The sequence below is a fragment of the Thainema salinarum CENA647 genome (assembly GCF_057732415.1).
This window is the reverse complement of record NZ_JBYJZJ010000022.1, coordinates 1,867,169-1,893,902: the sequence shown is the minus strand read 5'-3', so window position 1 is coordinate 1,893,902 and position 26,734 is coordinate 1,867,169. Positions and strand designations below refer to the sequence as shown.

General features: G+C 50.2%; 23 protein-coding genes. 13 read left to right on the top strand and 10 right to left on the bottom strand.

Features of this window, described 5'->3' with window-relative positions; genetic code table 11:
* Positions 1–218: 218 nt before the first annotated feature.
* From AC286M_RS15190 to AC286M_RS15180, 3 genes are all read right to left on the bottom strand, one after another.
* On the bottom strand, positions 219–1,199 hold the full coding sequence (locus AC286M_RS15190; protein ID WP_488202946.1) for an IS110 family RNA-guided transposase: 981 nt from the start codon (positions 1,197–1,199) through the stop codon (positions 219–221).
* 248 nt (positions 1,200–1,447) lie between these two features.
* Positions 1,448–2,580, bottom strand: a protein-coding gene (locus tag AC286M_RS15185) for an IS630 family transposase (RefSeq protein WP_488204380.1) whose coding sequence is annotated in 2 segments (ribosomal slippage) — positions 1,448–2,154 and positions 2,154–2,580 — 1,134 coding nt in all. Because the reading frame shifts where the segments join, the coding sequence is not laid out codon by codon here.
* A gap of 131 nt (positions 2,581–2,711) precedes the next feature.
* Positions 2,712–3,365 carry a hypothetical protein gene (locus AC286M_RS15180; RefSeq protein ID WP_488205187.1) on the bottom strand — a complete coding sequence of 218 codons (654 nt, stop codon included), beginning with the start codon at positions 3,363–3,365 and terminating at the stop codon, positions 2,712–2,714.
* A gap of 167 nt (positions 3,366–3,532) precedes the next feature.
* On the opposite strand from AC286M_RS15180, the gene AC286M_RS15175 reads away from it, so the two are divergent.
* The 3 genes from AC286M_RS15175 to AC286M_RS15165 all read left to right on the top strand — a co-directional run bounded on the left by AC286M_RS15175 (position 3,533) and on the right by AC286M_RS15165 (position 6,817).
* Entirely contained in the window at positions 3,533–5,521 is a 1,989-nt protein-coding gene (locus tag AC286M_RS15175) for a VgrG-related protein (RefSeq protein WP_488205186.1), read from the top strand.
* A 13-nt stretch (positions 5,522–5,534) separates the two neighbouring features.
* Positions 5,535–5,927, top strand: a complete 393-nt coding sequence (locus AC286M_RS15170; RefSeq protein WP_488205185.1) for a DUF4280 domain-containing protein — start codon at positions 5,535–5,537, stop codon at positions 5,925–5,927.
* Positions 5,928–6,283: 356 nt separating this feature from the next.
* Positions 6,284–6,817: a pentapeptide repeat-containing protein gene (locus tag AC286M_RS15165; RefSeq protein ID WP_488205184.1), complete on the top strand. Its 534-nt coding sequence runs from the start codon at positions 6,284–6,286 to the stop codon at positions 6,815–6,817.
* Between the two features lie 62 nt (positions 6,818–6,879).
* Here the strand turns inward: AC286M_RS15165 and AC286M_RS15160 are convergent, their stop codons facing one another.
* Entirely contained in the window at positions 6,880–7,350 is a 471-nt protein-coding gene (locus tag AC286M_RS15160; protein ID WP_488205183.1) for a GNAT family N-acetyltransferase, read from the bottom strand.
* A 337-nt stretch (positions 7,351–7,687) separates the two neighbouring features.
* Here AC286M_RS15160 and AC286M_RS15155 point away from each other — a divergent pair, with 337 nt between their 5' ends.
* Both AC286M_RS15155 and AC286M_RS15150 read left to right on the top strand, forming a co-directional pair.
* Complete coding sequence (locus AC286M_RS15155; RefSeq protein ID WP_488205182.1) at positions 7,688–8,266, top strand: hypothetical protein; 579 nt, start codon at positions 7,688–7,690, stop codon at positions 8,264–8,266.
* A gap of 102 nt (positions 8,267–8,368) precedes the next feature.
* The gene (locus AC286M_RS15150) at positions 8,369–8,677 is read left to right on the top strand and encodes a hypothetical protein (RefSeq protein WP_488205181.1); all 309 of its coding nucleotides are present in this window, start codon (positions 8,369–8,371) and stop codon (positions 8,675–8,677) included.
* 188 nt (positions 8,678–8,865) lie between these two features.
* On the opposite strand, the gene AC286M_RS15145 is transcribed toward AC286M_RS15150, so the two are convergent.
* Entirely contained in the window at positions 8,866–10,221 is a 1,356-nt protein-coding gene (locus AC286M_RS15145; protein WP_488205180.1) for a GNAT family N-acetyltransferase, read from the bottom strand.
* Between the two features lie 85 nt (positions 10,222–10,306).
* On the opposite strand from AC286M_RS15145, the gene AC286M_RS15140 reads away from it, so the two are divergent.
* Together AC286M_RS15140 and AC286M_RS15135 are read left to right on the top strand one after the other, a co-directional pair.
* The gene (locus tag AC286M_RS15140; RefSeq protein ID WP_488205179.1) at positions 10,307–11,002 is read left to right on the top strand and encodes a glutathione S-transferase family protein; all 696 of its coding nucleotides are present in this window, start codon (positions 10,307–10,309) and stop codon (positions 11,000–11,002) included.
* Between the two features lie 84 nt (positions 11,003–11,086).
* Entirely contained in the window at positions 11,087–11,500 is a 414-nt protein-coding gene (locus AC286M_RS15135; RefSeq protein ID WP_488205178.1) for a hypothetical protein, read from the top strand.
* Between the two features lie 33 nt (positions 11,501–11,533).
* Here the strand turns inward: AC286M_RS15135 and tnpA are convergent, their stop codons facing one another.
* On the bottom strand, positions 11,534–11,977 hold the full coding sequence (gene tnpA, locus AC286M_RS15130; protein WP_488202591.1) for an IS200/IS605 family transposase: 444 nt from the start codon (positions 11,975–11,977) through the stop codon (positions 11,534–11,536).
* A 68-nt stretch (positions 11,978–12,045) separates the two neighbouring features.
* Here tnpA and AC286M_RS15125 point away from each other — a divergent pair, with 68 nt between their 5' ends.
* Positions 12,046–14,415 (top strand): S26 family signal peptidase, encoded by a 2,370-nt coding sequence (locus tag AC286M_RS15125; protein WP_488205177.1) that lies wholly within the window; start codon positions 12,046–12,048, stop codon positions 14,413–14,415.
* On the opposite strand, the gene AC286M_RS15120 is transcribed toward AC286M_RS15125, so the two are convergent.
* Both AC286M_RS15120 and AC286M_RS15115 read right to left on the bottom strand, forming a co-directional pair.
* Positions 14,412–15,941, bottom strand: coding sequence for a cobyrinic acid a,c-diamide synthase CobB (locus AC286M_RS15120; protein ID WP_488205176.1), 1,530 nt, complete (start codon positions 15,939–15,941; stop codon positions 14,412–14,414). The two genes, AC286M_RS15125 and AC286M_RS15120, sit on opposite strands and share 4 nt — an antisense overlap.
* 10 nt (positions 15,942–15,951) lie before the next feature.
* Complete coding sequence (locus AC286M_RS15115; RefSeq protein ID WP_488205175.1) at positions 15,952–16,407, bottom strand: SRPBCC family protein; 456 nt, start codon at positions 16,405–16,407, stop codon at positions 15,952–15,954.
* A gap of 563 nt (positions 16,408–16,970) precedes the next feature.
* Here AC286M_RS15115 and AC286M_RS15110 point away from each other — a divergent pair.
* Complete coding sequence (locus AC286M_RS15110) at positions 16,971–18,596, top strand: mechanosensitive ion channel (protein WP_488205174.1); 1,626 nt, start codon at positions 16,971–16,973, stop codon at positions 18,594–18,596.
* 147 nt (positions 18,597–18,743) lie between these two features.
* On the opposite strand, the gene AC286M_RS15105 is transcribed toward AC286M_RS15110, so the two are convergent.
* Positions 18,744–19,892 carry a hypothetical protein gene (locus AC286M_RS15105; protein ID WP_488205173.1) on the bottom strand — a complete coding sequence of 383 codons (1,149 nt, stop codon included), beginning with the start codon at positions 19,890–19,892 and terminating at the stop codon, positions 18,744–18,746.
* 966 nt (positions 19,893–20,858) lie between these two features.
* Between AC286M_RS15105 and AC286M_RS15100 the strand changes: the two genes are divergently transcribed.
* The 4 genes from AC286M_RS15100 to AC286M_RS15085 all read left to right on the top strand — a co-directional run bounded on the left by AC286M_RS15100 (position 20,859) and on the right by AC286M_RS15085 (position 25,981).
* Positions 20,859–22,097: a glycosyltransferase family 4 protein gene (locus AC286M_RS15100; protein WP_488205172.1), complete on the top strand. Its 1,239-nt coding sequence runs from the start codon at positions 20,859–20,861 to the stop codon at positions 22,095–22,097.
* Positions 22,094–23,284, top strand: a complete 1,191-nt coding sequence (locus AC286M_RS15095; RefSeq protein WP_488205171.1) for a glycosyltransferase — start codon at positions 22,094–22,096, stop codon at positions 23,282–23,284. The genes AC286M_RS15100 and AC286M_RS15095 overlap by 4 nt, the downstream gene beginning before the upstream one ends.
* Positions 23,285–23,427: 143 nt before the next feature.
* Positions 23,428–24,285 carry a photosystem I biogenesis protein BtpA gene (gene btpA / locus AC286M_RS15090; protein ID WP_488205170.1) on the top strand — a complete coding sequence of 286 codons (858 nt, stop codon included), beginning with the start codon at positions 23,428–23,430 and terminating at the stop codon, positions 24,283–24,285.
* Positions 24,286–24,481: 196 nt separating this feature from the next.
* Positions 24,482–25,981: a multicopper oxidase family protein gene (locus tag AC286M_RS15085; RefSeq protein ID WP_488205169.1), complete on the top strand. Its 1,500-nt coding sequence runs from the start codon at positions 24,482–24,484 to the stop codon at positions 25,979–25,981.
* A 126-nt stretch (positions 25,982–26,107) separates the two neighbouring features.
* On the opposite strand, the gene AC286M_RS15080 is transcribed toward AC286M_RS15085, so the two are convergent.
* Complete coding sequence (locus tag AC286M_RS15080) at positions 26,108–26,299, bottom strand: DUF2949 domain-containing protein (protein WP_488208837.1); 192 nt, start codon at positions 26,297–26,299, stop codon at positions 26,108–26,110.
* Positions 26,300–26,734: the final 435 nt, after the last annotated feature.

Below are 26,734 nucleotides of genomic sequence, written 5' to 3'. Positions count from 1 at the left end.
CATAACTGACCAAAGGAGCTATTGCAATAGACTTGCAATAAATTTGTTGAGAATTAGTTGCATAAACTGTAGATACAAACCGAGAGGGTACTTTTCGGCACACTCTCGGTTTGCAATCAGCTTTACATTAGAAGTTCCCAGCCATTGAATCTAGATATCAGCATTTAAAGAGTGAGGCGAGAGCGATTATCTTAAAAGTCAAGTCGAAAGGAGGTCAATTACGTCATAGCAGCCTCCGGTGGTTGCCAGTGCGTGCCGTGCTTGAGCATGGCATTGAGGATCGTCAGCAGCTTGTGCATAGCGGCAATGCGGGCGACTTTGGCTAACTTGCCACGCTGTTGCAGCCGCTCATAAAAGGCTTTGATGACAGGGTTGTAACGAACTGCAACTAGAGTGGCCATGTAGAGCATCTGCCGAACGGGTTTGCGGCCACCAAAGATCGAGCGCTGCCCTCGCTTTTGCCCACTATCGCGATTGAGCGGAGCCACCCCAACGAGAGCGGCAATTTGACGGTGTGAGAGCGTTCCTAGCTCCGGCAGCAGAGCCAACAGGGTGTTGGCAACCACCTGACCGACACCTGGAACAGAGGTCAGTTGAGCCTGGTGCTGCTGCCACTGTTGGTTGTGTTCCACTTGCTCATCAATCGCTTGGTCAAGGTCGCTGATGCGGTCTTTGAGCCAGTCGATATGGGCTTGAACGTCTTCCTGAGCGGGACCTCGCAGTCCAGCTAAACGGTTGCGCTCCATGGTGAGCATCTCCACTAATTGGCGGCGACGGGTCACCGCATCCTGTAACTGTTGGTGAGCCTCACTGGCCAACGGTCGTAGCGGAGGCTGCATCGCTTCGCCAAACCAGGCGAGGATCGCCGCATCGATTCGGTCGGTCTTAGCCAGTTGATTGGCAGCTCTGGCAAAGTTGCGAGCTTGCTTGGCGTTGATCACCGCTAGTGCATAGCCCTGCTGCTGTGCTGCAAGCGCGATGTGTCGCTCATAGCCACCTGTGGCTTCAACGATGATGCGACCCACCTGCGACGGCTTGGCCAACCGACGGGTTAAATCCTCAATTCCCTCACTGCTGTTGCTCACTCGGAAGTTCTCTCCAGACGGTCTAACATAAACATCCAGCCACCGTTTACACACATCAATGCCGACCCACTGCTTGACGGCTGATGACCTTGAGTCGGTTGATTGCGCGCACATAGTACTCTCCTTGTAGCGAATTCTAGATGGACGATACACACAACTCAGCCTTGCGTCATTCGGGATCTCTTTGTCCCTGCCGATGATCCGAGTTTGGGGTATCAAGTTGAGAGGCGACCCTGGCTCTCGCACGATGTCTCGCATCTCAGGAGGGTCGGTCTACCTCTCTTCTCTCAACATACAAGGAGTGAGGGTTAAAAGGGCTGTAGAAGGCTACAAAAGACCAGTACCTAGTACCTAGTGTTCAGTCAATTAATAATTGACGGGTAAAGTCTATGTAATTTAACCCTGGCATCGGCTGTTGTAAACCGCCAATCAATCCAGGTTTCTTCGTGATTACGATTGTCCTGCCAGGCATCAACCTCGGATTTGAGCGTCTCCAAATCAGGAATACGACGATCTAAACATTGACGACTGAGAATACTCAATTCGATTTCTGCCATATTCAACCAACTTCCATGCTTGGGCGTATGACAAAAGTCCAACCGACTCAAGATTCGCTGTGCTTCTTGTGGCTCAAACGCTTTGTAGAGCGATGCGGGCGAATGGGTATTGAGATTATCTTGAATCACAATCAGTTTCTCTGCCTGAACATAATCTGAATCAACCAACGTTTTGAGCAAGTGAGCATAATCGAGTGCCGTGCGGTGCTGCGTCACTTCCACCCGCCGCCATCCCACCATTGGCTCACAAATCATAAACAGATTCGCTGTACCATTGCGTTCATATTCATAATTGAAGCGTTTGGGGTGTCCCCGTTCAGCAGGAATGGGAACCAGGGTTTCTTTGACTAATTGTTTGGTTGCCTCATCAATGCAAATCACAGGAATCTTGGGATTGTAAGCTGTTTGATACACCTCCAACACGCATTCCATGCGCCAGACAAACTCGGCTGATTGTTCAGGCGGAATTACCCAGCACTCTTGTCGCCAGGGTTGCAGTTCGTTTTTTTCAGCACTTGTCGCACACTCTCATGGCTCAGTTGCTCAACATAGTTCAACTCGACCATCTGATCTGCTAGCAACCGCAATGTCCATCGCCCCTTTCCCTTCGGAACCTCGCTACAGCGCAATGCAATCAAATGCGCCTCAACCTCGCCATTTAATTTCCGTTTTCGACCGCCACCGGGACGGCACTTCAGCGCCGCTTCCAGTCCTTCCTCGACAAATTGCTGACGCACCCGCTCAATCGTTCTGATACTCATGCCAAAGGCATCTTTAATCTCCTGGTCACGCCAACTCCCACTTGGTTGATTGCAATCTGCTTTCAGGAGAATCCGGGCATGATTGATCGTATAAGCCGCTCGTTTGCCCGTTTTAACCATTTGTTCGAGTTCTTGTCGTTCTGCTTCGCTTAAGCTTACGATGTACTTTTTGACCATGTCAGCACCTTGATTGCACTGACTTCATCTTACTCTTTTACCCGTCATCCTTTTATTGACTGACCACTAGTAACCAGTACCCAAAACTTAAAACCCAGTACTCAGCACTCAACCATACTCCCCCAACTCACCTAGTCAGACACCACCTGACAATTGGTCACTCGCTGCTGATCATCAAGCTGAAACCCTAGCCAGAGATGAGATGTACTGAATAAGCTGGGTTCGGGGCCTAGAAAGTAGAGGATGTCCCATTCTGAAAAGAGGGAAACTTCGGTTGGCTGTCCCAGCAGTGCAAACACAGCCGTAGAGGGTGAGCCAACAAAATCGTACTGGTGCAGCAGGTCGTCTACCATCTGGACTCGTGCGGTGTCTTTGAGATTATGACGGTCGTTGCGATAGCTGGCTGATTGCCACTGTGCAACATCGAAGGGAAGAGGGCGCGATGAGGCAACAACGGTGTAGAGAAACATGCCAACGGGACGCAGATAGCGGGCAGCTAAATTTGCGATCGCAACTACAATCAAGCTGCCGCCAAGTAAACCGACCCAGTAGCGCTGTAGCAGCGCCCATTTGTCTATGTCAGCAAAAGTCGAGGCCATCATCAGCCATATAGGAAAAAGCACTAATCCTGCCACAGCAGCTGTACCCAAAACGGGGACAATTTGAGCAAAATGCTGTCTGAATAAAACTTTCCAACGATTCTGTAGCGGTGAATCGGCAATATTTTTTTTAGGCAGATAGTCCTCAATTGGGTAGACTGTGCCCCTGACAAATAACTTTTCCATACTGCGGCCAACCCAGATGCGTATTCGACCTTTGTCGAATGGTATTGACTGAGCAGGTTGCATAGAATCCCCCAACAGAAGGACTTACAACCAACGGTCAGAAATTTCTGACTTTTGGCCTCCCATCACCTTTTAGTCACCGACTGTGTTGCTGCCGTCTTTGCTTTATGCCAACTGCAACGTCTTATATCGCCAAGCCAATCCTGAAAATTGATGGCCAGGATGCCTCTGCCGACCTGCTGGAGGATATCCTGCAAATTTCAGTTGAGGAAAGTTTGCATCTACCTGGCATGTTTACGCTGGTGATCAAGAACGACTACTTTCCGGGCCGAGACGAAGACGAAGCCTGGAAACACGAGTCGCTGTTTGAAATTGGCAAAACAATTGAAATTGGCTTTATTTCCAGCGCCACCGAGTCGGATGACTATAATGAAGCCGATCAGGGCAATGTCCTAAAGGGTGAAATCACCGCCATTGAAACCCACTTCACCAGCGGTTCTCAGGCTCCCCTGATCATTAGGGGTTATGATGCCTCGCATCGGCTGCATCGAGGGCGCTACAACCGCTCATTTCAGAACAAGACCGACACCGATATCGTTAATCAAATTGCTGGAGAGGTTGGCATCGCGACGGGGACGATCGACAGCACGGGTGGGCCATACGGCTATGGCGATATTGGCGGGGCCAGTGGCTATGTGTTTCAGGAAAACCAAACCAATATGGAATTCCTGCGCGATCGCGCCGCGCGCAATGGCTACGAGTTATTTGTACAGGACGGTAAGCTCAACTTTCGCAAGCCACAAAAAGGGAGCACTGTATCCCTGGAATGGCTGAAGGATTTGCACAGCTTCCGGGTGCGCGTCACCAGCGCCGAGCAGGTGAGCAGCGTCGAGGTGCGCGGCTGGGACTACAGCAAAAAGGAAGCGATCTCAGAAGTCATTAGCAGTCCCGATACCGTTTTTACCACCACTGAAACAGGGAAAGGCAGCAGCACCAGCAGCAGCTTCCAGGGCAAACCGTCCTCGCCCAAGCTGATTGTGGTAGATCGACCCGTTTCACAATCTACCGAAGCAAAAGCGATCGCAACTGCGTTGTGTAACGAACTTGGCGGCGAGTTTGTTCATGCCGATGCTCGCAGCGAAGGCAATCCTCTAATTCGTCCCGGCAAGCTAGTTGAACTGGCCAACATGGGCAAGTACAGCGGCACGTACTATGTGACGGAAACTCGTCATTTGTTTCACGAGCGGCACTATATCACCGAGTTCAGCGTGCGGGGACTACGGGGTGGCGATCTGCTGCAAACGCTATCGCCGCCGACCCAGCTTCATCCAGGGCAAACCTGCATGATTGGCATTGTGGCTGATAATAATGACCCCAAAGGTTGGGGCCGCGTCCGCGTTAAGTTTCCCACTCTGACCGAAGAACACATGAGCAACTGGGCGCGCGTTGTCAACATGGGCGCAGGCAGCAGTCGCGGCTTTGACTGTCTGCCGGAGATTAACGATGAAGTCCTGGTTGCCTTTGAGCATGGTGACATCCACCGCCCCTTCGTAATCGGTGGCGTCTGGAACGGTAAAGATGCCACGCCCGAAGCGGTGGCAGACAGTGTGGTGGGTGGCAAAGTGCGGCTGCGCACCTTCAAAACGCGCACCGGACATATTCTCCGCTTTGTAGAAGAGGATAAAGACTCTATCAAAAAAGGCGTCTATACCCAAACTGTCTACGGCCATCAGCTCAGCTTGAATGACACCGAAAAGTATGCAGAGCTGAAAACCAAAGAGGGTCACTTTCTGAAGCTGGATGACCAGAATAAAAAGATTCAAATTAAGACCCAGGGCGGTCATGAGTTTCTGCTAGATGACAATGGCTCAACCTGTGACTGGACATCCCAGGGCAAAATCAACGTCAAATCAGGCGGCAGCGGCACGTCAAACAACATCAATATTAATGGCGGCAACATCACGATTGAGGCGACGACCAATATCACGCTGAAGGTCGGCAACAACAAAATTGTGATTAGCAATTCCGGTGTCGAAATTACGGGATTACAAGTCAAAGCCAAAGCAACAGGCACCGCCAATTTTGAAGGAGCCATTGTCACCGTTCAGGCCAGCGGCATCACCAACGTCAAAGGCAGTCTAGTCAAGATTAACTAGAGGAGTAAGCACAATGGCGATTCAAGTTGTGATGGGTGCGACTTTGCAGTGCAGTTTTGGCGTGGCTCCCAGTAGCCTGATGGTTATTCCCAAAGGTATGCCGGTGATGGATGGGGGGCCGTTGGCGGCCACGATTATGGATCATGCACCGATCGTGAATATCTTGCCGTTTGGCATGTGTACCACAGTTACAAATCCCACCGTTGCTGCTGCCACAGCCGCCGCATTGGGTGTTTTAACGCCAATGCCCTGCATTCCGGTGACGCCTGCTCCTTGGATACCGGGTTCCCCCACTGTCCTGATCAATAATTTCCCAGCACTGAATAACAACTGCAAATGTATGTGTACGTGGGGCGGCGTCATTTCCGTGCTCAGTCCGGGGCAATTTACTGTGCAGATTCCCTAGAATTGTGAATTGAAGACGTTCAATATTTGATCAGGGCGGGTTTTGCCGTCAAATCTATGACAAGGTGCAGATTGGTCTATTAAACCCACCCCTACAGTTTGCCGATTTATTGAAGCCACGTTCCTAGCGGGATGAGATTTAGACTACTTTATACAAGTATAAGTTTTCTTAAACCCTTACATTACCTACGCTTCGGCCTTTCAGATTTTGAAAAAAACATTAAGTAACGCTTTGTAACGCAACTTACCCCATAGGATCTGAATGTACTGAGTATATATGCTCAGCCTAGCGACCAGCGCCTTTTGTGGCGTATGTTGTTGGGCGATTTCGTCGTGGCATCTTCTTGCATGTTGCATATGCGCCAAATTAGTGCGGAACAGCTTATACAAGCCTATAGTGATGGGCAGCGCGATTTTTCCAATTTGGAAATTGTGAACTGCAATCTGTTTGATCGCGATTTGCGCCAGATTAATCTGACGCAGAGCTGTATCCGGCAAGCAGATGTTGCGTATGCAAACTTCAGTCAAGCGAACTTGAGTCAGGCGGATTTATCTGGGGCTGAAATGAGCAACGCTAATTTGTATGGCGCAGTGCTGAGTGCGGCTAAGCTGGCGGAGGCCAACTTGTTTCGCTGTATTTTGCAGCGCAGTAACTTGCAATATGCAGATTTGGTAGGTGCCAGTTTACGGGGGGCCGATTTACGGGGAGCCGATTTACGCGGGGCCAATTTGAATGGAGCCGATTTGCAAGAGGCTAATCTAGAGGGCGCAGTTTTACAGCAAGCCCAGATGCAAAACTGCAACTTGTTCCGGGCCAAGGGAGTTACTCTCGAACTAGCAATCTGCGATCGCACTACCGTTCTACCCGACGGCCACTTTTACGGCGAATAACATCACGTCCATTCTTTAAAGCGAGTCGCCGCGATGCGGCGACTCGCTTTGATGTTTTCAGTTTATGAGCCGTGCGAAATTTCGGTTGATACGGGCGTCGGCAGTTCTTCCATCGGCTGATTGTGCAGCACCAGTGTCGTGGTGGCATTGAGATCAAAGCCAATGCGCTTGTAGAACTCTTGCTGGTTGGTCGTCATCAGATACACACGCTCAACCTGGCTGACCTTGGGATGGCTGAGCACCGTTTGCACCAGCTTGCGACCGAGTCCAGCACCCTGATAGTCCGGATGAATGACCACGTCCCAAATCGTCGCCCGGTAAATACCGTCAGACGTGGCTCGGGCAAAGCCGATCAGCCGCTGATGATCCCAAACGGTGACAACGGGATTACTGTTTTCAATTGCGATCGCAAGTCCTGGAATATCGCGATGCTTGGCCCAAAATGCCGCTGTTTGAAACAATGCTTGGAGCTGGTCTAAAGGAATATCCGATACCGACTGACTGTATTGGAACTGAATATGACGACAATCCATGCTTGGCTGATTTCCCTTTAACACAAACGCTTGTTTAATTAAACGCAATCAGTAAAACGTGATTAGTAAAACACCATCAAGCGGGCCAATTGCTGAAACTTCAGGCCGACTTACATCGTCCAAGCTTGCATAATCATCATGTCGATACCCAATCTTGATAGCCTCGCATCCTGTACCAAAATCCAAAAGGGTTCCAGTACGGTGCAAAGGAGTGGCCCCACATTAATAACTGTAAAGCCCACATCTCTAATCAGGATAATCTGAAAATTCAGGACTGTAAGTATGTCCTAAGTAAAAAGCTCGTGGCATCATGACATTCTGAGGAGTACCGTTTTCTGTGATTCAACCCATGATCCGTCGCCTACAGCGTTTTTTGGTTCAGCTTATATCGGTGTTCAAATCTACGCTCCAACCTAGTCAGCAGCGATTTCAGCTCGCACCCGTCGTTCTCTTCACGGCGGTGTTGCTATGGAGCGGCGGATTAGGCTGGGGGCTCGCTCATGCTCAACTGGATTCAATTGCTCAGCCCGATATCCAGCAGTTTGCCCAGCCCGTTGACCCGATCCCTGAACAGTATCAGCTTGGCGCAGAAGTGTATGTTCAGCAGTGCGGAAGCTGCCATGTCGCGTTGCCGCCTCAGGTGCTTCCCAGTCAGGCGTGGCGAGAAATTATTACCTCCTCCCAACACTATGGGCGGCAGATTCAACTGCCCGATAGTCTCCGACAGCAGGCCATGTGGGAATATCTGCAAACCTTTTCTCGACTATATGAAGACAATGAACCTTTAACCTATCGAGTGGCGCGATCGCGATTTTTCCAAGCGCTTCATCCAGATGTTGAATTTGAAACGCCCGTGCAGGTTGGCTCTTGTGCAAGCTGTCATCAAATCGTTTCCAGTTCCAGACAGGTTCGCTAACGGCGCAATGTAACAGTATTTGTCTCATTGTTAGCAGCCAAATCGCTCCTCGTTATGATCAGCAGCGTGAATCATTCCGAACGCAGAGGAGATAAGAAACCCGTGTACAGCGAAGAGAGCCAAACTTACCCAACTCAGCTAACCATCTACTATAAAGACGGGCACAGTGAATCTTTCATGGTTCACCAGCCCGTGGGTGAGGAAGCCGCTACTGGACAGCAGTTTCACATGAACATTCGGCATTTTCTAGAATCGCCCTGGTGGATTTTCCACCTCCCTGAGCAAACGGTCTTCGTCAACGTGGAAAACGTACTCAAAATCGAAGCCAGTCCGCCGCTGCCTGAGCTGCATGGTCGGGATGTGTTTAACAACGCAGAACGGATTACAGCCTTAAATCGGGCGAGTCGGTAAGTTGGTAAGGCGTGAGGAGTGAAGCGTTGGAGCAAGGGGGCAAGGGAGCCGGGGAGCCAAGCATGTAAAGTCCCTCTCCCAAGCGTGGGCGAGGGATTTAGGGAGAGGGAGAAGTTGTAGGCTGGGTTGAACACCGCGAAATCTAACATTTCCAAGCGTTGTTTCGGTCTTACATACTGACGCTCAATCTACACCAGCTTCTGCCAGCCCTTACCCTCATAACCAAACTGAAATCGCGACGGGTGTAAGATTTCGGCCAAGATTTCCAGTGAATCAACTAGGCGTGGCCCTGGGCGGTTGAAGTACTGGTTGCCGTCTGTAATGTAAATCTGTCCCGATTGCACAGCGGTCAGAGAAGACCAGGCCGAATGGCGGCGCAGGTTTTCCGCGTCCTGCTGCGTTTGATGCAAATCATACCCGCAGGGCATGATTACCAGTACGTCTGGGTTCGCCGCGATTAGCTCCTCCCAGTTCAGCCAGGGTGAGTGTTCGCCAACCGTGCCGAATAGAGAGATTCCGCCTGCGAGATCGACGAGTTCTGGAATCCAGTTGCCTGCTGCCATCAGCGGATCTGTCCATTCGATGCAGGCGATGCGGGGACGGTCGGATTTTGGAATGTTCTGAGTTTGGGTTTGAATGCTAGTAACTCGGTGTTGGAGAGTTGCGATCGCACTTCTCCCCCTATCCCCTACACCCAAACAATCCGCCACCCGCTGAATATCCTGCCACACCTCGACCAGCGTACTGGGCTGGAGCGAGATAATCTGCGCGTAACTGTGGGTCAAATCCGCCACCGCCTGCTCCACATCGGCTAGACTCACTGCACAAACCTCGCACTGGGCCTGGGTCAAAATGTGTGTCGGCTGGAGCGTTTCCAGCACATCGGTTTCAATCTGGTAGACGCTGAGTGCAGTTTGCAGCAGGTTTGTCACCCGGTCGTGAATTTCGCCGCTGGTGCCTTTGGGATTGAACTTAGGATGAGTGCAGGCAGGCAGATTTTGCACCGCAGCCGGATAGTCGCACTCGTGAGATCGCGCCACTAAATAATCCGTCAAACCCAAGCAGTCCACAATTTCCGTCGCACTGGGAATCAGCGACACGATGCGCGGTGTCAGCACTTTAAACATTTCAATGTGAGGAATGCCCGCTTCCTCAAACCCCGCGCCGCGCGGCACAAACCCCAGCTTCTCATAAAATCCCTGCACGGGGGTCTGAGCGTGAATCTTGACGGTCGAAATCGATTGAGATCGCATCCACTCCAGCGCCTTCAGCGTCACCTGCTTACCCAGCCCCAAACCGCGAAAGGGCTTGAGAACCGCCACCCGTTCCAGCTTGGCCAAATGGGGGGTTAGCTGCCGAATCCGCGCCGTTGCGGCGGGTTGTCCGTCCACGTAGGCCACTACATGCTGCGCTGTTTCATCTTTCCCATCAAACTCCAATGCCGGATCAACGCCCTGTTCCAGCTGAAAAACCTGGGTGCGAATGGTGTTAATCGATGTGCGATCGCGCTCATACGTTGTGACCTTGAGATCAATATCAGTCATGGGGCAGACCGGGCAAATGTGAACTCAGCAGATAAATTGTAAAGGGAGAAACCTGTTCACACTGAAATCCGCGAGGCAATTTCTGATGGCACCTGTGCAAATTTATAGCGCTCACGTCTGTCCCTATGCTCAGCGCAGCCGCATGACGCTGATGATTAAAGGAATCGATTTTGACCTGAATGAGATTGATTTGCAGAACAAACCCGCCGATTTTCTGGACATTTCACCCTATGGCAAGGTTCCAGTCCTAAAACACGGCGAAAACCGGATTTGGGAATCCGCCATCATCAATGAATATCTAGATGAAGTCTTTCCAAAACCGCACCTGATGCCCACCGATCCCGGTCAGCGAGCACTGGCGCGCATTTGGATTGAGTTCGCTAACTCCAAATTCACCACGGCGTTTTACAAGCTGCTGCTCTCGCAAGATCCGGCTAAACAGCAGGAATGGAGTGACGAGCTGCAAAACCATCTGCGGTTTATGGAAAACGAAGGACTCCGCAAATTTTCCAACGGTGGCCCCTACTGGCTCGGCTCTGACCTGAGTTTGGTAGATATTTCCTTTGCTCCCTGGTTTGAGCGATGGCCTGCGATCGCACATTATCGCAACGTCTCGATTCCCGATGAATGCACAATGCTCCAGCAGTGGTGGGAAACCATGCAGGCTCATCCGGTCATGCAGGAAACGATGCAGCCCGCCGAGTTCCACATCCAAGCCTACGCCAAGTACGCCGACGCCACAGCATCGGGGACAACAGCCAAGGAAATGCAGAAATATTAAGCCTACGGCAAAAAACTGGCGGTTTGGGTGGTGTTTTAGGGATAACTACACAAGAGAGTTAGTGTTGGTCTGAAAGCATCGCCCATGCCCGACTTAGTTGCGCTCATTCTGGTGGGATTATTTACCACTGTATCTGGCTATTTAATCAATCAACTGCCTGAATTGCGGGATCTACCCGGACGGAATTGGCGCATTCTGCGGATGTTGGTTTGGGTGACGGCATTAGGCATTATTCTGGCTGCGATGGATGCCAAGCCAGAACTAATACAGTGGCTGCGACTAGGGTGTGCTGTTTTTGGTACGTTGCTGGTGGTTGAGATTGGCCAGCTTGGTCAGTTGTGGTGGACAAGGCGTAACTCTCGTTTAGCAGAAGATTTAGCAACTGAAGCGGGACGAGATTATCGGCAAGACCTTTTGAATGCACTGACGGATGAATTTCGGGATCGCCGTCGCAATAATTTGCCGCTGCGAGAAAGCTTGATTGAAAGTTTGAAATGAAATACCCCGCCGCAAGCGGACGGGGTATCAGAATCAAAAAAGAGCAAGTTGATTATCCCGATGCAATTTGAGGTAATCTTTGCCTTGGGCTTGAACATATTTGGCGATCATTCCTTCATCCCCGTGGCGGCCTACTGTACTCGCAAAATATCCATCACTCCAAAACTCGCCTCCCCAAAGTTTCTGCTTCACTTGAGGGCATCGTTTGAAGACTTCTCGTGCAGTTAAACTTTTCAGCATCGTTACCAGTTTGGTCACACTATAGGTCGGCACGGACTGCACTAGAAAATGGACATGGTCTTTGTCCACTCCAATTTCGACAAACTTCACCTCGTAGCGTTTCTCGATTTCGAGGCAGACCTCTCGCAGAACCGCATCTACTTGCTCATCAAACACAACCCGTCGATACTTTGCTGGAAACACTAAGTGGTATAGCAAAACTGTTACGTTATGACTCTTGTGGATGTACTCACTCATTCTTAGATCTTACGCCGCAGAGCGGCGGGGAATGGACCCCAAGAGATTCAAATAATTCATCGGTTGGTTTGGCGAATCTTGCAGCGGAAGAACAGCCAGAACGAGTTGGTGAATTTAGAAATATTCCGGCTGAAGCAAATTCAGACGTTAGTAGGGATGTTGCTGAGCAGCAACTGGAACGCGGATGGCAACAGTTGTGGTCACGGATTAAGCAAATTCCGGCTTCTCTGTTAGGCCGTTCGACAGGCAGTTCAACATTCGAACTCCCCAAGAACTTAGAAGATCTTTCGTTTCAAGCGCTGGTTGAAGCAGTCGCAGAAAATCGAGTCAGACGCTTGCTGATTTTGGGCGAACCCGGATCTGGTAAAACTACGTTGCTGACTGAAATGGCCGTTACACTGCTGGAGCAGGCGCAATCATCAGTTTCAGAGGCAGATAATAAAGCTCGAATTCCTATTTTGCTGGAGCTATCGGCTTGGCAAACCGCTTTGCTATCGCTGCCAGATTGGGTCGTTTTGCAGCTTAAAGATAAATACAATATTCCGCCTATTGTTGGCTATCGCTGGTTAGAAACTCGGCAACTGGTGCTGTTGTTCGATGGTTTGGATGAGCTGGGCTATGTTGGGCAGCGGCAAGCCATTGAGCGAATTAATCAGTTTGTTGCAAAAGAGCATTATCCAAATTTGATCGTTTGCTGCCGTCGTTATGATTTTGAAATTGGTGGTGAATTGCTAAATGCCCTTGATCAGGCTGTATATTTGCAAGCATTGAGTGATGGGCAAATTCAACGGTTTTTACAGGATATTCAGCGGGGATATGTGTGGAATGAAATTCAGCAATCACCCGAATTAAAAGCCCTGTTAGATGAACCCTTTGATCCCACAACTGGACAACCAACTGGTCTAAGATCGCCACTGTTGCTGTCGATGTTGGTGATTGCGCGACAGGAAAACACCCCCATTCGCAGTCAATCGGATCTGTTTGAAGCTTACATTCAACAGCGTTTTACTCGTTATCAACAAAAACACAACGCCCCCCCCTTTGAACCAAACCAAACCCGACACTATTTAACCTGGCTAGCCGTTCAGCTCAAAGCCGACAACCGCACAGAATTTTCGCTTGAGCACTTACAACCCAACTGGCTCACAGCCACCTGGCAGCGGTGGCTGTATCGGCTGATTGGAGGGCTGATTTTCGGGCTGATTGGAGGGCTGATTTTCGGGCTGATTGGAGGGCTGATTGCCGGGCTGATTTTCGGGCTGGATAGCATATCGCCTACCGAGCCTCTCGATTGGAGTCCGTCAGGACTACAGAGAGGGCTGATTTTCGGGCTGATTGGAGGGCTGATTGGAGGGCTGATTTTCGGGCTGATTGGAGGGCTGATTGGAGGGCTGATTTTCGGGCTGATTGGAGGGCTGATTTTCGGGCTGATTGGAGGGCTGATTGGAGGGCTGATTGCCGGGCTGATTGTCGGGCTGATTGTCGGAATGCAACGACAAGATGTTCGGCTACGAACACGGCCCGACCAAGCAATTCGTGACTCACAGAAAAATTTTGTCTTGTTATCGCTGCTCACTAGTCCAGGGGGAGTAGTCCTGTTTTCAGCCTTGGATGTTGTGCAAGGACGCGGCTTTGACTGGAGCAATGTGCCGTTTTATGCCGTAGGGGGTGGACTCTTATTTGGCTTTTGGGTAGGTGGCGGATTGTTTCTAGTGCAGCATTTTGTTCTGCGGCTTATTTTGTTAATGAGTGGCAAGATCCCTAAACACTACACCCCGCTTTTAGACTACGGTGTTGATTTGCGGCTACTGTATCGCGTTGGTGGACGCTATCGCTTCATTCACGATTTGCTTCGCCAGCATTTGATTAGTCGTAATATCCCAGTTCCGAATAAAACTAAAAAATCTGAAAGTTGGTTTACTTTAATTTCGAAGCTAGCCCTGATCAGTTTGTTTATCGGATTGCTGTCTAGCAGCTTCCAACCAATTAACTCTGCAATTTCTGATTCCTTTAGTCCTACGCTCCAAAATGGTGAGATTGCAATTTCGGATATCGTTTCAACTCGCTTTGGACGCGCCGAACGAGGCGATCTTCTCTTGAGAACTGTCCCTGAAGGCAGCCTCCTAATGTGGGTAGCTGGCCTACCAGGTGAATCAGTTACTATTCAAGACCAGCAAATCTACATCAATGGACGACCCCTACAAGAAGACTATGCCCAACTTCCTGCTGAACATGATTTAGAAGGCCCAGTCCAGCTATCTGAAGACGAATACTACCTAGTTCGTAACTTCTACGATGAAGGCATAATTCGCCCTACAAGCTTTATCGTTCCGCGTAATGAAATCTTCGGTGAACTGCGATGGCGAATTTATCCCTTTGATCGATGGGGCAAAATTGACTACACCCAAGAAACCCCACCTTGGCAACGAGACGATTAGCTTTTCCTGGATTCCTTTGCAGCCTCAACAAATCGTTGCGCGATGCCTAACTGCTCGCCCCAGTGCATGTGTAGGTACGATGCATATACGTTGTCCACGCTCCAGCCTTCTGCGCCAATCACATCCGTTGCGTCGTAACGCTGGAAGTGCCACATAGGTGGCTCTGGCAACTCCGCCAAATGCGATCGATGGAACTCATGTCCCCAAACGGTTGCTCCCGCATCCAGTAAGTAACTTGACTGCTGCGCTGTCGCTCGTCGATAGCCCAAGCTGAGCCGCTTGCCCATCACTGCCGCCGTTGGCAACGCCCCCACCATCGGCCACGTTTGTCCCTGAAAATCTTGAAGTTGCTGACAGAGATACATCAGTCCGCCGCACTCTGCATAGGTTGGTAATCCTCGCTGAATCGCTTGCTGTACGCTGTGAATCGCCGCCTGATTTCCACTCAGCTCCGCCGCAAACATCTCCGGGAAACCGCCGCCAAAGTACAAACCCTGAACTGTTTCCGGCACAGATTCCGTTAGCGGACTCCAAAACAGTAGCTCTGCTCCAAGCTGTTCTAGGATTTCCAGATTATCAGCATAGTAGAAGCTGAAAGCGCGATCGCACGCCACTGCAATCCGCACCAAATCTTTTCCCCCCTTATCAAGGGGGGCTAGGGAGGATCGAGCAGTCGCTTGAATTTGAGATGATGCAGGTGAAAGATTATTATTACTAGCGCCACGGGTACGATCCCCCCGGCTAGCGCCACCCCCCTTAAAAAGGGGGGCAGGGGAAGTGTCTTTTGTCCCCTTATTTAGGGGGGATCTTTCAACTTTCAACAGAGGCAGTAATCGCTGCCAGTCAAAACAGGTTTCGCCAATGTGAGTCAGCTTATCCAAGATGCCCTGTAGCGCAGGTAGCTCCGCTGTCGGCACCAGTCCCAAATGCCGATCCGGAATTTGAATCTGATCATCGCGACGCAGCACACCCAGAATCGGCAAATCCACCGCCGTCAGTGCCGACTTGAGTAAGTCCAAATGTCGATCGCTACCAACGCGATTGAGCACCACCCCAGCAAACTGAAGCCGAGGATCAAACGTGCGGTAACCATGCGAGATCGCAGCTACGGATCGGGACAGCCGACTGCAATCAATTACCAGCAAAATTGGCAAATTCAGCAATCGCGCAATGTGGGCCGTACTCGCAAAATCACTCTCACCTGTGGCCCCGTCAAATAGACCCATTACTCCTTCGACCAGGGCATAATCGGCCTGCTGAGCATGGCGCTCAAAGCACTTCTGCACATAGGCTTCCGAGGTTAAGACGGGATCTAAATTGCGGCAGGGAACTTGGGTGATCGCCTGGTGAAACATCGGGTCAATATAATCCGGCCCCACTTTGAATGACTGGATAGACGAAATGCGATCGCACTTCAACTGATTCTGCTTATTCTGCAACGAACGCTGACGCAGCGCAGCCAAGATAGCCAAGGTAACGGTGGTTTTACCTGCACCGCTCCGTTCACCTGCAATAATTAACGGCATTGCCCCACCACTACACGGCTAGCCGCATATATTGTTCTTCTGCGACCCGCTTCAGCCGTCGCAGTTGCGCCTGCATGTCCTGCTTCGTCCACTTGGCCGCAACCAGATCAAATCCATACTGGATAACCGGATTCGGAATCTTAAACTCAAATCGATTAATCAGCAGCGTCCCGTTGCCCTGCGGCTGACATTCCCAGCGATCGCAACCGTTAAAAAAACCTTTAAATTGCCACACAATCAGTCCCGGCTCGCGCTCAACAACAACGCTCTCTAGGCTGGGCTGTACGATCGGAACTTGGATGATAAATCGACTACGGCTACCCAAATCCGTTGACCAGCTGCCAATCGGATCGCAGCGGAGAGCGGGATTCAGCCAGCGATGCATCAACTCGCGATCGGTAATGCACTGTTCCACTGTGGTTGCACTCGCACGGATTTGAATGGATTGTTCGAACACTTGAGACATACGTAATTTTTGGGACGAATTTGCCCTGAACTTGGGAAATCAGCTTTGACGGTGTACCATACACCTGTTTCGAACTTAGCACTTAGGCATGAAAGTGGTTAGATTGCAATCTAACACCACCATCGTGACTGAGGGCTAATCTTTCGTAAAGAGCCGACATAAAGGTGGTTCAGTCTTAGCCGTCTTATGGCTCAGGTCATTAAAACACCGGGTTTTGGCAGGCAACGCTAATTTTTACTCTCTATATCGAAAAATCGATATGTTGCCACTCAGTGGGGGCTCACAACCGTCAGTTTGATGTTGCAATCAACTGAGTGAAGTTGTGGTTTCATCACCATAAATCCATAAAGTCCGGTGTTTTACCGAAAAATCTGTGGATTAACTCTAGAAATCTGCAAATAAACTGTCCTAATTACCTAAATCTTCATAAGGGAAGATGAAAATTAGCGGATGCGCTACTAAGCTGAACTCTATTCTTTAAGGCTCAATTTTGTGTCGTCATAAAAAAATCAGGAGTCGCAATAACTGTGATAGGAGCATCACAAGGCATATTGCCACAACCTGTGGCTGGCCTATTAGACATCCCTCCTCTAATTGCGCAGGAGACGGAGGGTGTACAAATCGCAGGATTTAATCTAAATCCTTATTTACCGTTGATTCAGGCGGTTGTCATCCTTGTAGTTGGCTTTATTGTTGCCTGGATTGTCAGTGCGATTGTCCGCAGCATTTTAAATCGCACGAATTTCGATAATCGTTTAGCAACCTGGATTGCAGGAGAAGGAACGTCTCCTCCAGTTGAAAAATGGATCAGCAGCATTGTGTTCTGGCTGATCATGCTGTTCGTCTTAGTGGCCTTCTTCCAGGCACTCAGACTAGATGCGGTATCGCAACCGCTGAATACGCTGCTAGACGAAGTCTTTTCTTATCTGCCACGGTTGGCAGGAGCGGCGATTTTAGTTGCGATCGCATGGATACTGGCCACCATTGTCAAGCTCGTTACCACTCGTGGGTTGAGAGCACTCCATATTGATGAGCGGCTAGCCAGTTCAGAACATACACCGGATGCAACCGGCACGGGTTTCAGCCTCAGCGAAACGCTAGGCAACGTTTTATACTGGTTCGTTTTCCTCTTTTTCTTACCGTCCATTCTCAGCACGCTGGATCTGGAAGGTCCACTCCAGCCGGTTGAAAATCTGCTAGACCAGTTTCTAGGCATTTTGCCGGAAATTTTTGCCGCAATTATCATTGCTGTGGCTGGCTGGTTTGTGGCGCGCATTGTGCGTGGCATCGTCACCAACCTATTAGCAGCTAGTCAGATTGATCGGCTGGGCTATCGGTTGGGCATTGGCGATGAAGTCGGAGAAATGCGGCTGTCTGGCCTAATTGGTACAGTCGTTTATGTGCTGATTCTGATTCCAGTGGCAATCTCTGCCCTGGATACGCTCAGTATCGAATCGGTCTCTGAACCTGCAATTGACATGCTCAACCAGGTTCTGGAAGCCGTACCCAAGATTGCGACAGCGATCCTAATCCTGGCCCTCGCGTTCTACGTGGGTAAATTCCTGTCCAATTTGGTTTCGTCTCTGCTGTCCAGCATCGGCTTTGATAACTTACTAACCTGGTTGGGGTTACAGTCTCAGGCGGATAGAATGCCTGCACCGCCATCACCGACTGATCCCTACATATCTGATCCAGCGGCTCCCCCCGCAGGTGATGTTCCGCCTTCGGCAACTCAGCAGACTCCGTCCAATCCGTCTGACATCGTGGGCATCATTGTCTGGGTCGGCGTGATGCTATTTGCGGCTGTGGCTGCCATCAATATCCTAGAAATTCCGGCGCTGACGCTGCTAATTTCTGGCATTGTGGTCATATCAGGTCGGATTCTGGCTGGTTTGATTGTCTTTGGCGTCGGTCTTTATCTGGCGAATCTAGCCTTCTCGCTGATTACCCGTGGTGGTGGGCGTCAGGCTCGCATTTTGGGCCAGACGGCTCGAATTGCCATTATTACGCTAATTTCGGCAATGGCGCTTCAGCAAATGGGCGTGGCGACTGATATTGTCAACTTGGCGTTTGGCCTGTTGGTGGGAGCGATCGCAGTTGCGATTGCCCTGTCCTTTGGCCTTGGCGGTCGCGATGTCGCGGCTGAACAACTGCGGGAGTGGTTAAACTCCTTCAAGCGGAACTACTAACACAAGTAGCCTCATCCAAAATCTGCTACTAAACGCCAAATAATGGTTGTTTGTGCTGTGTAGCAACAGATGTGCCCTCCGCTAAGCGGAGGGCACATCTGTTGCTACACAGGTCATTTGAGATTAGATTTAAGCCTCAACTTCAGTTTAAGAGGTTATAGGTGGCCCACTCTCAGCCAAGCCTACATATTCAGATCCTGCAAAACCAGTCAGCTCAGCACTGTACAAGTAGTTCGTCTTGCCATCCGTCCCGTAAATATTGATTGAGCCTTCCACCAAGAAGGAATCGGACGAAAAAGATAACAGCATCTCCCCACCCGTGACTTCGATCGTTTGAGCGAGATCGTACGGAACCATCGCCAGGAAAGGATAGAAAAAGTTGTAGTCAGCCGCATCAGCGACAGTCGCGTCAAACGTAATACTGACCTCTTCCATGCCGGTAAGCGGATCAACCGCAGTCGTTAAATTCACCAGATCAACATCAGTATCGGGTGTCCCTAAGTTGAAGTAGCTATAGAGAGCCGTATTACTAACCAGATTCAGTTCACCCGTTTGCAGTGTCGCATCAAAGGGATTACCGACATTGAGAACAAATTCTTGCTCGTTGACATCATTGATGGTCGTAGATGCGATCGCACCTTGCTCATAGAGCAATGTCCCCATGAGCGAGAAGGAGGCCAGTTCCTCGGTGTAGTCGCTTGCGGCGGTTGTCGGCACAGCTAGCGGGAAACTAGTTTCGGCCTGATCAGCAGTTACAGCTTCAACGCTGCTTATTCCAGCACCGCCAATCTCAACGCTGCCGATCTCAGTGCTACTAGTTGCGGCGCTATCACTATCCATGCCAACATCAGTAGCTGCGCTGACAGCCTCAACGTCAACAACAACAGGATCGCTCGCACCTGGCAGCGCAACAGCACTGTCCGTCTCGACGCTGGCAGGATCAATGGTATCGACAGCAGGAGGCTGATCAGTACTCGTTGCCTTGGCATCCCGAGTAGCTTGATTATCCGTACCTGTAGCACTATCCGAGCTGCTGCCCGTATCACCGATAGGATCTGAGTCAATCATATCGGTGCTGGCAGTATCTGTATCCGTGGCGCTGGTAATATCCGTGCTATTCATGATCGCGCTATCATCCACAGCTGCGATCGCAATATCAGCACCTGGTTCAGCATTTAGAGGTTCAACATCCAGAGTTGAGCCAGCTTCGATATTCAACGCACTTGCGTTTGATGTGTCAACTACGGGAGCCTTAAAAATGCTGCCGTTAATAGTAAGGAAGTAGGCAAGAGCCATGGGGCTTTTCTCCTAACAAAACAGATGCGTGTGATTAAACAGTTCAAGCGAAGCAGTAGAATGGCTGCTAATTTCTGGTATAAAAATACGAACGTAAGATGCAGTACCCCAAAGATTGAATCGAACGATCAAAGCCAGCACGATGAGTTTACGAAATACAATCAATATGTATTTTTAAGCAGCATGCATTTTGTGTGCCTTCTCGTAAAGCGATGTGAACACCTGATTACGATACAAGTTGAGATATCTCAGCCAATCAGGCAGCTCAGTAGATATACGGTCGTTTTACGTCAGAAGTGTAACCTCTTGCTTCAGAGAAGCTTTATCTGCGTCATATTCAGTCATGATGCTCCATTGAGCGCTATCAGTTTATACAACATTCATGCAGTTTGAATATTGCTACAACCAGCCATTACCAAATAGAGACTTCACGTATTTTTCTGTAGCTAGCAACACTTTCTACTTGCAATATAACTGCAATATAACGATCACAGGGTAGAAGTGGTAGTGATCCAACACCTCCTTTATCAGAAGCTATTCTTCCTAAGATCGTCTTCATGGAATCTTTGTGCAACCCCCAGAAATAACGTAAAGAATCTGTATAGCTCGATAAAATTTCGGTAAAGCGAAAGCGTAGTGCCCGGATACCCCCCCATGGCCATCGGTATAGAGAACCAAGAGCGTAAAGCGTTGGGTATACATCTTCCACATCTGCATACAAATCCAGATTTCATATCGTATAAATCCAGATATAAATCCAGTGGCCGCATTCATACCTACATCGAATTTCAGTTACTCAATTGAATACTCAATTAGCAACGTCCGAAACTAGCAACAGGCACAGACGTGCAAATCAAGAGCGCGCCAGTATGAAAATTGCGGGGTATAAGTCAGTGTTGCAACCCGCCTGAAAGTGGGAATGATCAACATAGAAATAGCGATTATGAGGCTGCTAGTCGTCAAACTATGAAAGTTGTATTGCTTGCCAATTACCTAACCGATGGTCAGCAGAGTATGCAGCGGTTTGCCCAACTGATGGAAACGGGGTTAACCGAAGCCGGACATGAAGTGCGGGTTGTTCGTCCAGAACAGGTAGTTGGACGACTGAAGCCATCAGCTAGTGGTTTGGGCAAATGGCTGGGCTATATTGACAAGTTTTTAGTCTTTCCCCTGAGCCTACGCCGCGCGATCGCATGGGCGGATGTGGTGCATATTTGTGATCACTCCAATGCGCTGTATACACGCTACTTGCAGAATGTGCCCCATTTGGTTTCCTGTCATGACCTCTTGGCGGTACGGTCGGCCCTAGGCGAAATTCCACAGAATCAGACAGCTTGGACGGGACAGCAGCTTCAACAGTTAATTCTAAAAGGATTAAATCGAGCGCAGCGAGCGGTGTGTATTTCCCAGCAAACCCGCCAGGATTTTCTGCGGCTCTGTCAGCTACCACCGGAAGCTGTTACACAGGTTTATATGGGCTTAAACTACCCCTATACGCCAATGGCCATGACACCAGCTCGCCATCGCATCAGCCAGTTGGGGATCCCCTCTGCTGGGCGCTACCTGCTGCATGTCGGCGGCAACCACTGGTACAAAAACCGTATGGGGGTTGTCCAGATGTTTGCCGAAGTGCGATCGCAACTTGGTCAGCCCGACGACTTATACCTGGTCATTGCCGGACAATCGCTACCCGAAGACATCCATGCCTGGATCGATGAGTATAAACTACGTCCCTGGGTGATTGAAGCCCATGATGTCAGCAACGAGGATTTGCGGGCCATTTATACCTGTGCAACGGCGCTGCTCTTTCCATCATTTCAAGAAGGATTTGGCTGGCCAATTATTGAAGCGCAAGCCTGTGGCTGCCCTGTATTTACCTCTAATCGAGCACCCATGACTGAAGTCGGCGGTGAGGCCGCAATTTATATAGATCCAGAAGATATCAGAGCCTCTGCCGCTCAGATTGTTGCTGATCTGCCTGACTTACCCCATCGCGTTCATGATAGTCTGGCCAATGCCCACCGCTTTCAGCCAGAAACCATGATTGCGGCTTATGTCGAACAGTACGAACAGGTAATTGCCGAGTGGGAAATGGTAACACCATTCGATGTGCCAGATGATCAAACCTGCGATCGCGCGATCGCCAAGAGTGAGGCCTCAGGCGTAGATTCGCTCAATGCTATCGACTCCCCCAACTGTCTATGAAGGTACTACACGTTGTGCCATCGGTTAGCCCCATTCGGGGTGGATCGACGGTGGCTGTGTTGGAAACGGTGCGATCGCTCCTCGACTGCGGTGTGGCGGCGGAAATTGTCACCACCAACGACAGTGGGGCAACGCTCTTGGATGTGCCGCTCTACCAAACCATCGAATTTGAAGGAGTACCCGTCACGTTTTTTCCTCGGTTTTCGCCGCGCTCCCATGCGGTGTCCGAGTTTGCTATTTCGCTGGAGCACAGCCGCTGGCTCTGGCAGCATATTCGCGAGTATGACCTAGTTGAAATTAACTCACTGTTTTCCTATGTCTGTACCACTTCAGGCTGGATTGCGCGACAGCGGCAAGTCCCCTATGTAATTTCGCCCCACGGCCATTTTGCCCCTTGGGTAATTCAACAAAAGCGGGCGAAGAAGCAAATTTACAACACGCTTTTTGAGCAGGGCAATCTGGATCGCGCTGCGGGAATTCACTGCACAACGACGGCAGAAGCGAAAAATGTCAAGCACTTTGGCATCAAGGCTCCCACATTCACCATTCCGCTCGGTGTCACCATCCCGCCTCCGGTAGCCAATGCGCGGCAGCAGCTGTGCGATCGCTATGGCATCCCTGCCGATGTACCGATTATTCTCTTCCTGTCCCGCTTTCATGCCAAAAAGCGTCCAGATTTCTTGCTGGAAGTCCTGCATCAACTGAAAGACCAGCAGCCGTTTCATCTCATTTTGGCCGGAGACGGTGAGGCCGATTATGTTCAGTACGTCAAAGCACAGGTCGAGCACTGGGAGCTGTGCGATCGCACAACGCTACCGGGCTTCTTACGAGGCGAAGACAAGGCAATGGCACTCTACGGGGCAGATGTCTTCGCGTTGCCATCTTATGGCGAAAACTTTGGCATTGCCGTAGCGGAAGCGATGGGCGCAGGCTTACCCGTAGTGATCACGCCAGAGGTGGAAATTGCCGATGATGTGCAGACTGCCAACGCTGGCCTAGTCGTTCCCGGAGAATTACCCGCTTGGCAATCGGCTTTAGCCACGCTGCTGCAATCGGTTGACCAGCGCCATCGGCTTGGGCGCAATGGCCGGAAACTGAGCTGCGATCGCTATAACTGGGCAACTGTCGGTCAGCAACTGAAGGAAACCTACGCCTCAATGTTGCACCTGACCAATCAACATGAATAAACGTTAACCATTTTGCCCCCCGCTACCACTGGAGGGGAACGCAGACTGTTAAAGTAATGGAATAGGACTGTGTGTTGCCAGAACACCGTCTACTGTAGTATTGATATCGTTTTTGTCGCACTCAGCCCAGTTGTTATAGACACGTGGACTTAAAGAAAGTTTTCAAAACCGCAAACCCTGTTATTGGTGTTGTTCATCTCTTGCCGTTGCCCACTTCCCCACGATGGGGCGGCAATTTAGCTGCCGTTATTGATCGAGCCGAGCAAGAGGCTACGGCATTAGCTTCAGGAGGAGTAGACGGCATTATTGTCGAAAACTTCTTTGATGCTCCATTTCCCAAAGACCGAGTCGATCCAGCTGTTGTCAGCGCCATGAGTTTAGTGGTGCATCACCTCAAGCAGCTTGTGACTTTACCCATTGGCATTAACGTTTTACGCAACGATGCGGCTAGTGCAATGGCGATCGCAACTTGCATTCAGGCGCAGTTCATTCGGGTTAACGTCCTAACGGGCGTGATGGCTACCGATCAAGGCTTGATTGAAGGACAGGCTCATGAGCTGCTGCGCTATCGGCGTGAACTCGGCAGCGATGTTCAAATTTTGGCCGATGTGCTGGTTAAACATGCCCGACCGCTAGGGTCGCCCAATTTAACGACTGCTGTGCAGGAAACGATTGAACGGGGTTTAGCCGACGGCATTATCCTCTCTGGCTGGGCGACAGGGAGTCCGCCTAGTTTGGAGGATCTAGAGCTAGCTAGCGCTGCGGCCAATGGTACGCCTGTCTTTATTGGCAGTGGGGCCAACTGGGAAAATATTCCTCAGCTAATTCAGGCCGCAGATGGCGTCATTGTGTCCAGCTCACTCAAACGGAAAGGACAAATTGAGCAACCGATTGATCCAATTCGGGTTAGCCAGTTTGTAGAGGCAATGCGTCGCACTCTCACCCCTAGCCATCCCAAACCAGCGAAGTCATCGGTAGCCGTGCCGTCCCACTCAGCGTAGTTTCGATGTTTCGATTTAAAGCCGATTAAAACCTCAGGGAGTGATTGTGCCGCGTCGTGGCGATATCGTCACTCCCTGAGTTTGAGTTCAATATGCCAATTTGTTCAGATAGCATAGAACTAATGGCCTTACGTGTAGCCAGCGATAAACAACACATCAATCGTCATCCTAAAATCTATATCAAACCTTCTACAGAATGGATCGTCGTACCTTTTTATCGAGCATGGCTGCTGCCGCTGGAACAGTTTTGCTCTCTCGCTGCACGCTCAGCACCACCAATCTATCTCCTGATGCAACCGCCGCTTGGCCACGTCTGACTAGTCAAAATGGGCAGCTTGATATTGCGTTAACCGCACAGCAACACACTGTTTCGCTCGGTCGGCAGTCGGCCAAACTATTGACCTATGGTGAACAGCAGCAAAGTCCCATTCTCGAATTACGACCAGGCGATCAAGTCCGCATTCAGTTCACGAATCAGCTAGCGCAGCCAACGAATCTACACTTTCACGGACTGATGATTCCGCCAACGGGCAAAGCCGATAATGTATTTCGCACGGTACAACCGGGAGAAACGGCTGAATATGAGTTTGAATTAGCTGCCGACCATCCGGCTGTTACGGCCTGGTATCATCCCCACTATCACGGTTTGGTAGCAGAGCAGGTGTTCGGTGGATTAGCAGGTCTGATCTTAGTGCGCGGCCCACTGGATGAACTACCAGAAATCCAAGCCGCCCAGGAATCTGTTCTCGTGCTACAGGATGTAGAGCTGGCGCGGAATGGCGAGATTGCCACTCCGTCTCCCATGTATCGCATGTGGGGACGGGAAGGTTCGCTGCTCACCGTCAATGGTCAAATTAATCCAGCGATAGCACTGCCAGAGGCGGGTCTAGCGCGGCTACGTCTGCTGAATGCATCGGCTTCACGAATATATCGCCTGAAGCTGGATGACCACCCGTTTTATTTAATTGCAACCGATGGTGGCGCAGTGGCCGCACCAATTGAGCTAGAGGAGTTGCTGCTATCTCCGGGAGAACGTGCCGATGTGCTGATTAAATGCGATCGCAAATCTGGAAGCTATCGACTACTCAACTTACCCTACGATCGCGGCTTTATGAGCCTAGCGGAGAACATGATGGGCGGCATGATGCAGGGTCATGAACACCTGCTGCAGATTAATCGGGAGCCACAGACGCTGGCAACTCTTCAGTACAAAAAACAATACAGCGACAATGGGCGCGATCGCACAGCTACCGTACCGACTTCTTTAACCAATTCTGTACCCAAACAGTTAATTCCAGTTGAAACGCTCCCGGCTGCTCAGCAAACGCGCCAGTTCGTACTCGATCACGGCATGAGTCCCCACTCCGGTTCAGGGTTTCTAATCAACAATAAAGCGTTTGATCATCATCGTGTCGATACGCAAGTGCAATTGGGCACAACGGAAGATTGGGAGATTATTAACCAGGCTGGCCTCGATCATCCCTTTCACCTACACGCTTATCCCTTTCAGGTCATTAGCCGTAACGGTCAACCCGAACCCTACGCTGCCTGGAAAGATACCGTCCTCGTCAAAGCCTATGAGACAGTGCGCATTCGCGTGCCGTTCCGTCAGTTCAGCGGTAAAACAGTGTATCACTGCCATGTACTCGATCACGAAGATCTCGGCATGATGGGCATTATTGAAACCGTGAGTTAAGACAGAAACCGATTCATCATAAACCGTTCAACAACAAACCATTAAAGAAGGGGCGATGGTGACCATCGCCCCTTCTTTGTCAGTCTGGTTATAGACCAGTAGCCTATTACAGGCAATAGAGGGATTTTAGGTTGTTTCCATCCAGTCATAGATCCGATCCAATTGCTCCAGTGTCACTAAACCGTACTGCCACAAGATCATCGGTAACGGACCTGGATCTTGCTCACAATGACGAAGTGCGATCGCAATTGAAGAAGAGGAAAGCGATAATTCCTCTTGTAAGAAATTAATCAGTTGACTGTAGTTGCTTGGTTTCATCAAATATATTCACCTCCCTGATGGGATTCTAAAACTGAGATTTGGAGGCTCACTCCGGCTCTCAGATTATCACTGTAGTCGAACAGTAGAACACTGGGCGCACAGCTTTAAAAGGCTGTTGAGCGATTGTGCCCCATTTTGACCAAAACTGCACTAAATTCGTGCCAATCTGTAATGTGTCCTTACCGATTCTTAAAGTTTCTACCGATGTTCTTACACATTTGTGACCTTGAATTGGGCCCAAACGTCGGCGCGCCGTCAATGGAATGAACGTCAGCTCAAGCCTGCGATCGCGTATCGCCGCAGAGTTGAGAGGCAAACAAGCAGACTGTATTGGGTGCCTCTCAACCTTGGGGTCAGTGTAAAGTCAGCGAAATCTATCGCAACATGCAGCAGCCTGCTCATCAGTAACATCGATCCGATAAGACCGATTTA

Excerpts from the sequence above, each read along its gene's own strand:
- AC286M_RS15095 (WP_488205171.1), top strand. The coding sequence starts at position 22,094 with ATGAAGGTACTACACGTTGTGCCATCGGTTAGCCCCATTCGGGGTGGA.
- tnpA (WP_488202591.1), bottom strand. The coding sequence starts at position 11,977 with ATGAGTGAGTACATCCACAAGAGTCATAACGTAACAGTTTTGCTATAC.
- AC286M_RS15105 (WP_488205173.1), bottom strand. The coding sequence starts at position 19,892 with ATGGCTCTTGCCTACTTCCTTACTATTAACGGCAGCATTTTTAAGGCT.
- AC286M_RS15135 (WP_488205178.1), top strand. The coding sequence starts at position 11,087 with ATGCCCGACTTAGTTGCGCTCATTCTGGTGGGATTATTTACCACTGTA.
- AC286M_RS15145 (WP_488205180.1), bottom strand. The coding sequence starts at position 10,221 with ATGACTGATATTGATCTCAAGGTCACAACGTATGAGCGCGATCGCACA.
- AC286M_RS15170 (WP_488205185.1), top strand. The coding sequence starts at position 5,535 with ATGGCGATTCAAGTTGTGATGGGTGCGACTTTGCAGTGCAGTTTTGGC.
- AC286M_RS15085 (WP_488205169.1), top strand. The coding sequence starts at position 24,482 with ATGGATCGTCGTACCTTTTTATCGAGCATGGCTGCTGCCGCTGGAACA.
- AC286M_RS15175 (WP_488205186.1), top strand. The coding sequence starts at position 3,533 with ATGCCAACTGCAACGTCTTATATCGCCAAGCCAATCCTGAAAATTGAT.
- AC286M_RS15190 (WP_488202946.1), bottom strand. The coding sequence starts at position 1,199 with ATGTGCGCGCAATCAACCGACTCAAGGTCATCAGCCGTCAAGCAGTGG.
- AC286M_RS15165 (WP_488205184.1), top strand. The coding sequence starts at position 6,284 with ATGCGCCAAATTAGTGCGGAACAGCTTATACAAGCCTATAGTGATGGG.
- AC286M_RS15080 (WP_488208837.1), bottom strand. The coding sequence starts at position 26,299 with ATGAAACCAAGCAACTACAGTCAACTGATTAATTTCTTACAAGAGGAA.
- AC286M_RS15140 (WP_488205179.1), top strand. The coding sequence starts at position 10,307 with ATGGCACCTGTGCAAATTTATAGCGCTCACGTCTGTCCCTATGCTCAG.
- AC286M_RS15180 (WP_488205187.1), bottom strand. The coding sequence starts at position 3,365 with ATGGAAAAGTTATTTGTCAGGGGCACAGTCTACCCAATTGAGGACTAT.
- AC286M_RS15160 (WP_488205183.1), bottom strand. The coding sequence starts at position 7,350 with ATGGATTGTCGTCATATTCAGTTCCAATACAGTCAGTCGGTATCGGAT.
- AC286M_RS15115 (WP_488205175.1), bottom strand. The coding sequence starts at position 16,407 with ATGTCTCAAGTGTTCGAACAATCCATTCAAATCCGTGCGAGTGCAACC.
- AC286M_RS15100 (WP_488205172.1), top strand. The coding sequence starts at position 20,859 with ATGAAAGTTGTATTGCTTGCCAATTACCTAACCGATGGTCAGCAGAGT.
- AC286M_RS15120 (WP_488205176.1), bottom strand. The coding sequence starts at position 15,941 with ATGCCGTTAATTATTGCAGGTGAACGGAGCGGTGCAGGTAAAACCACC.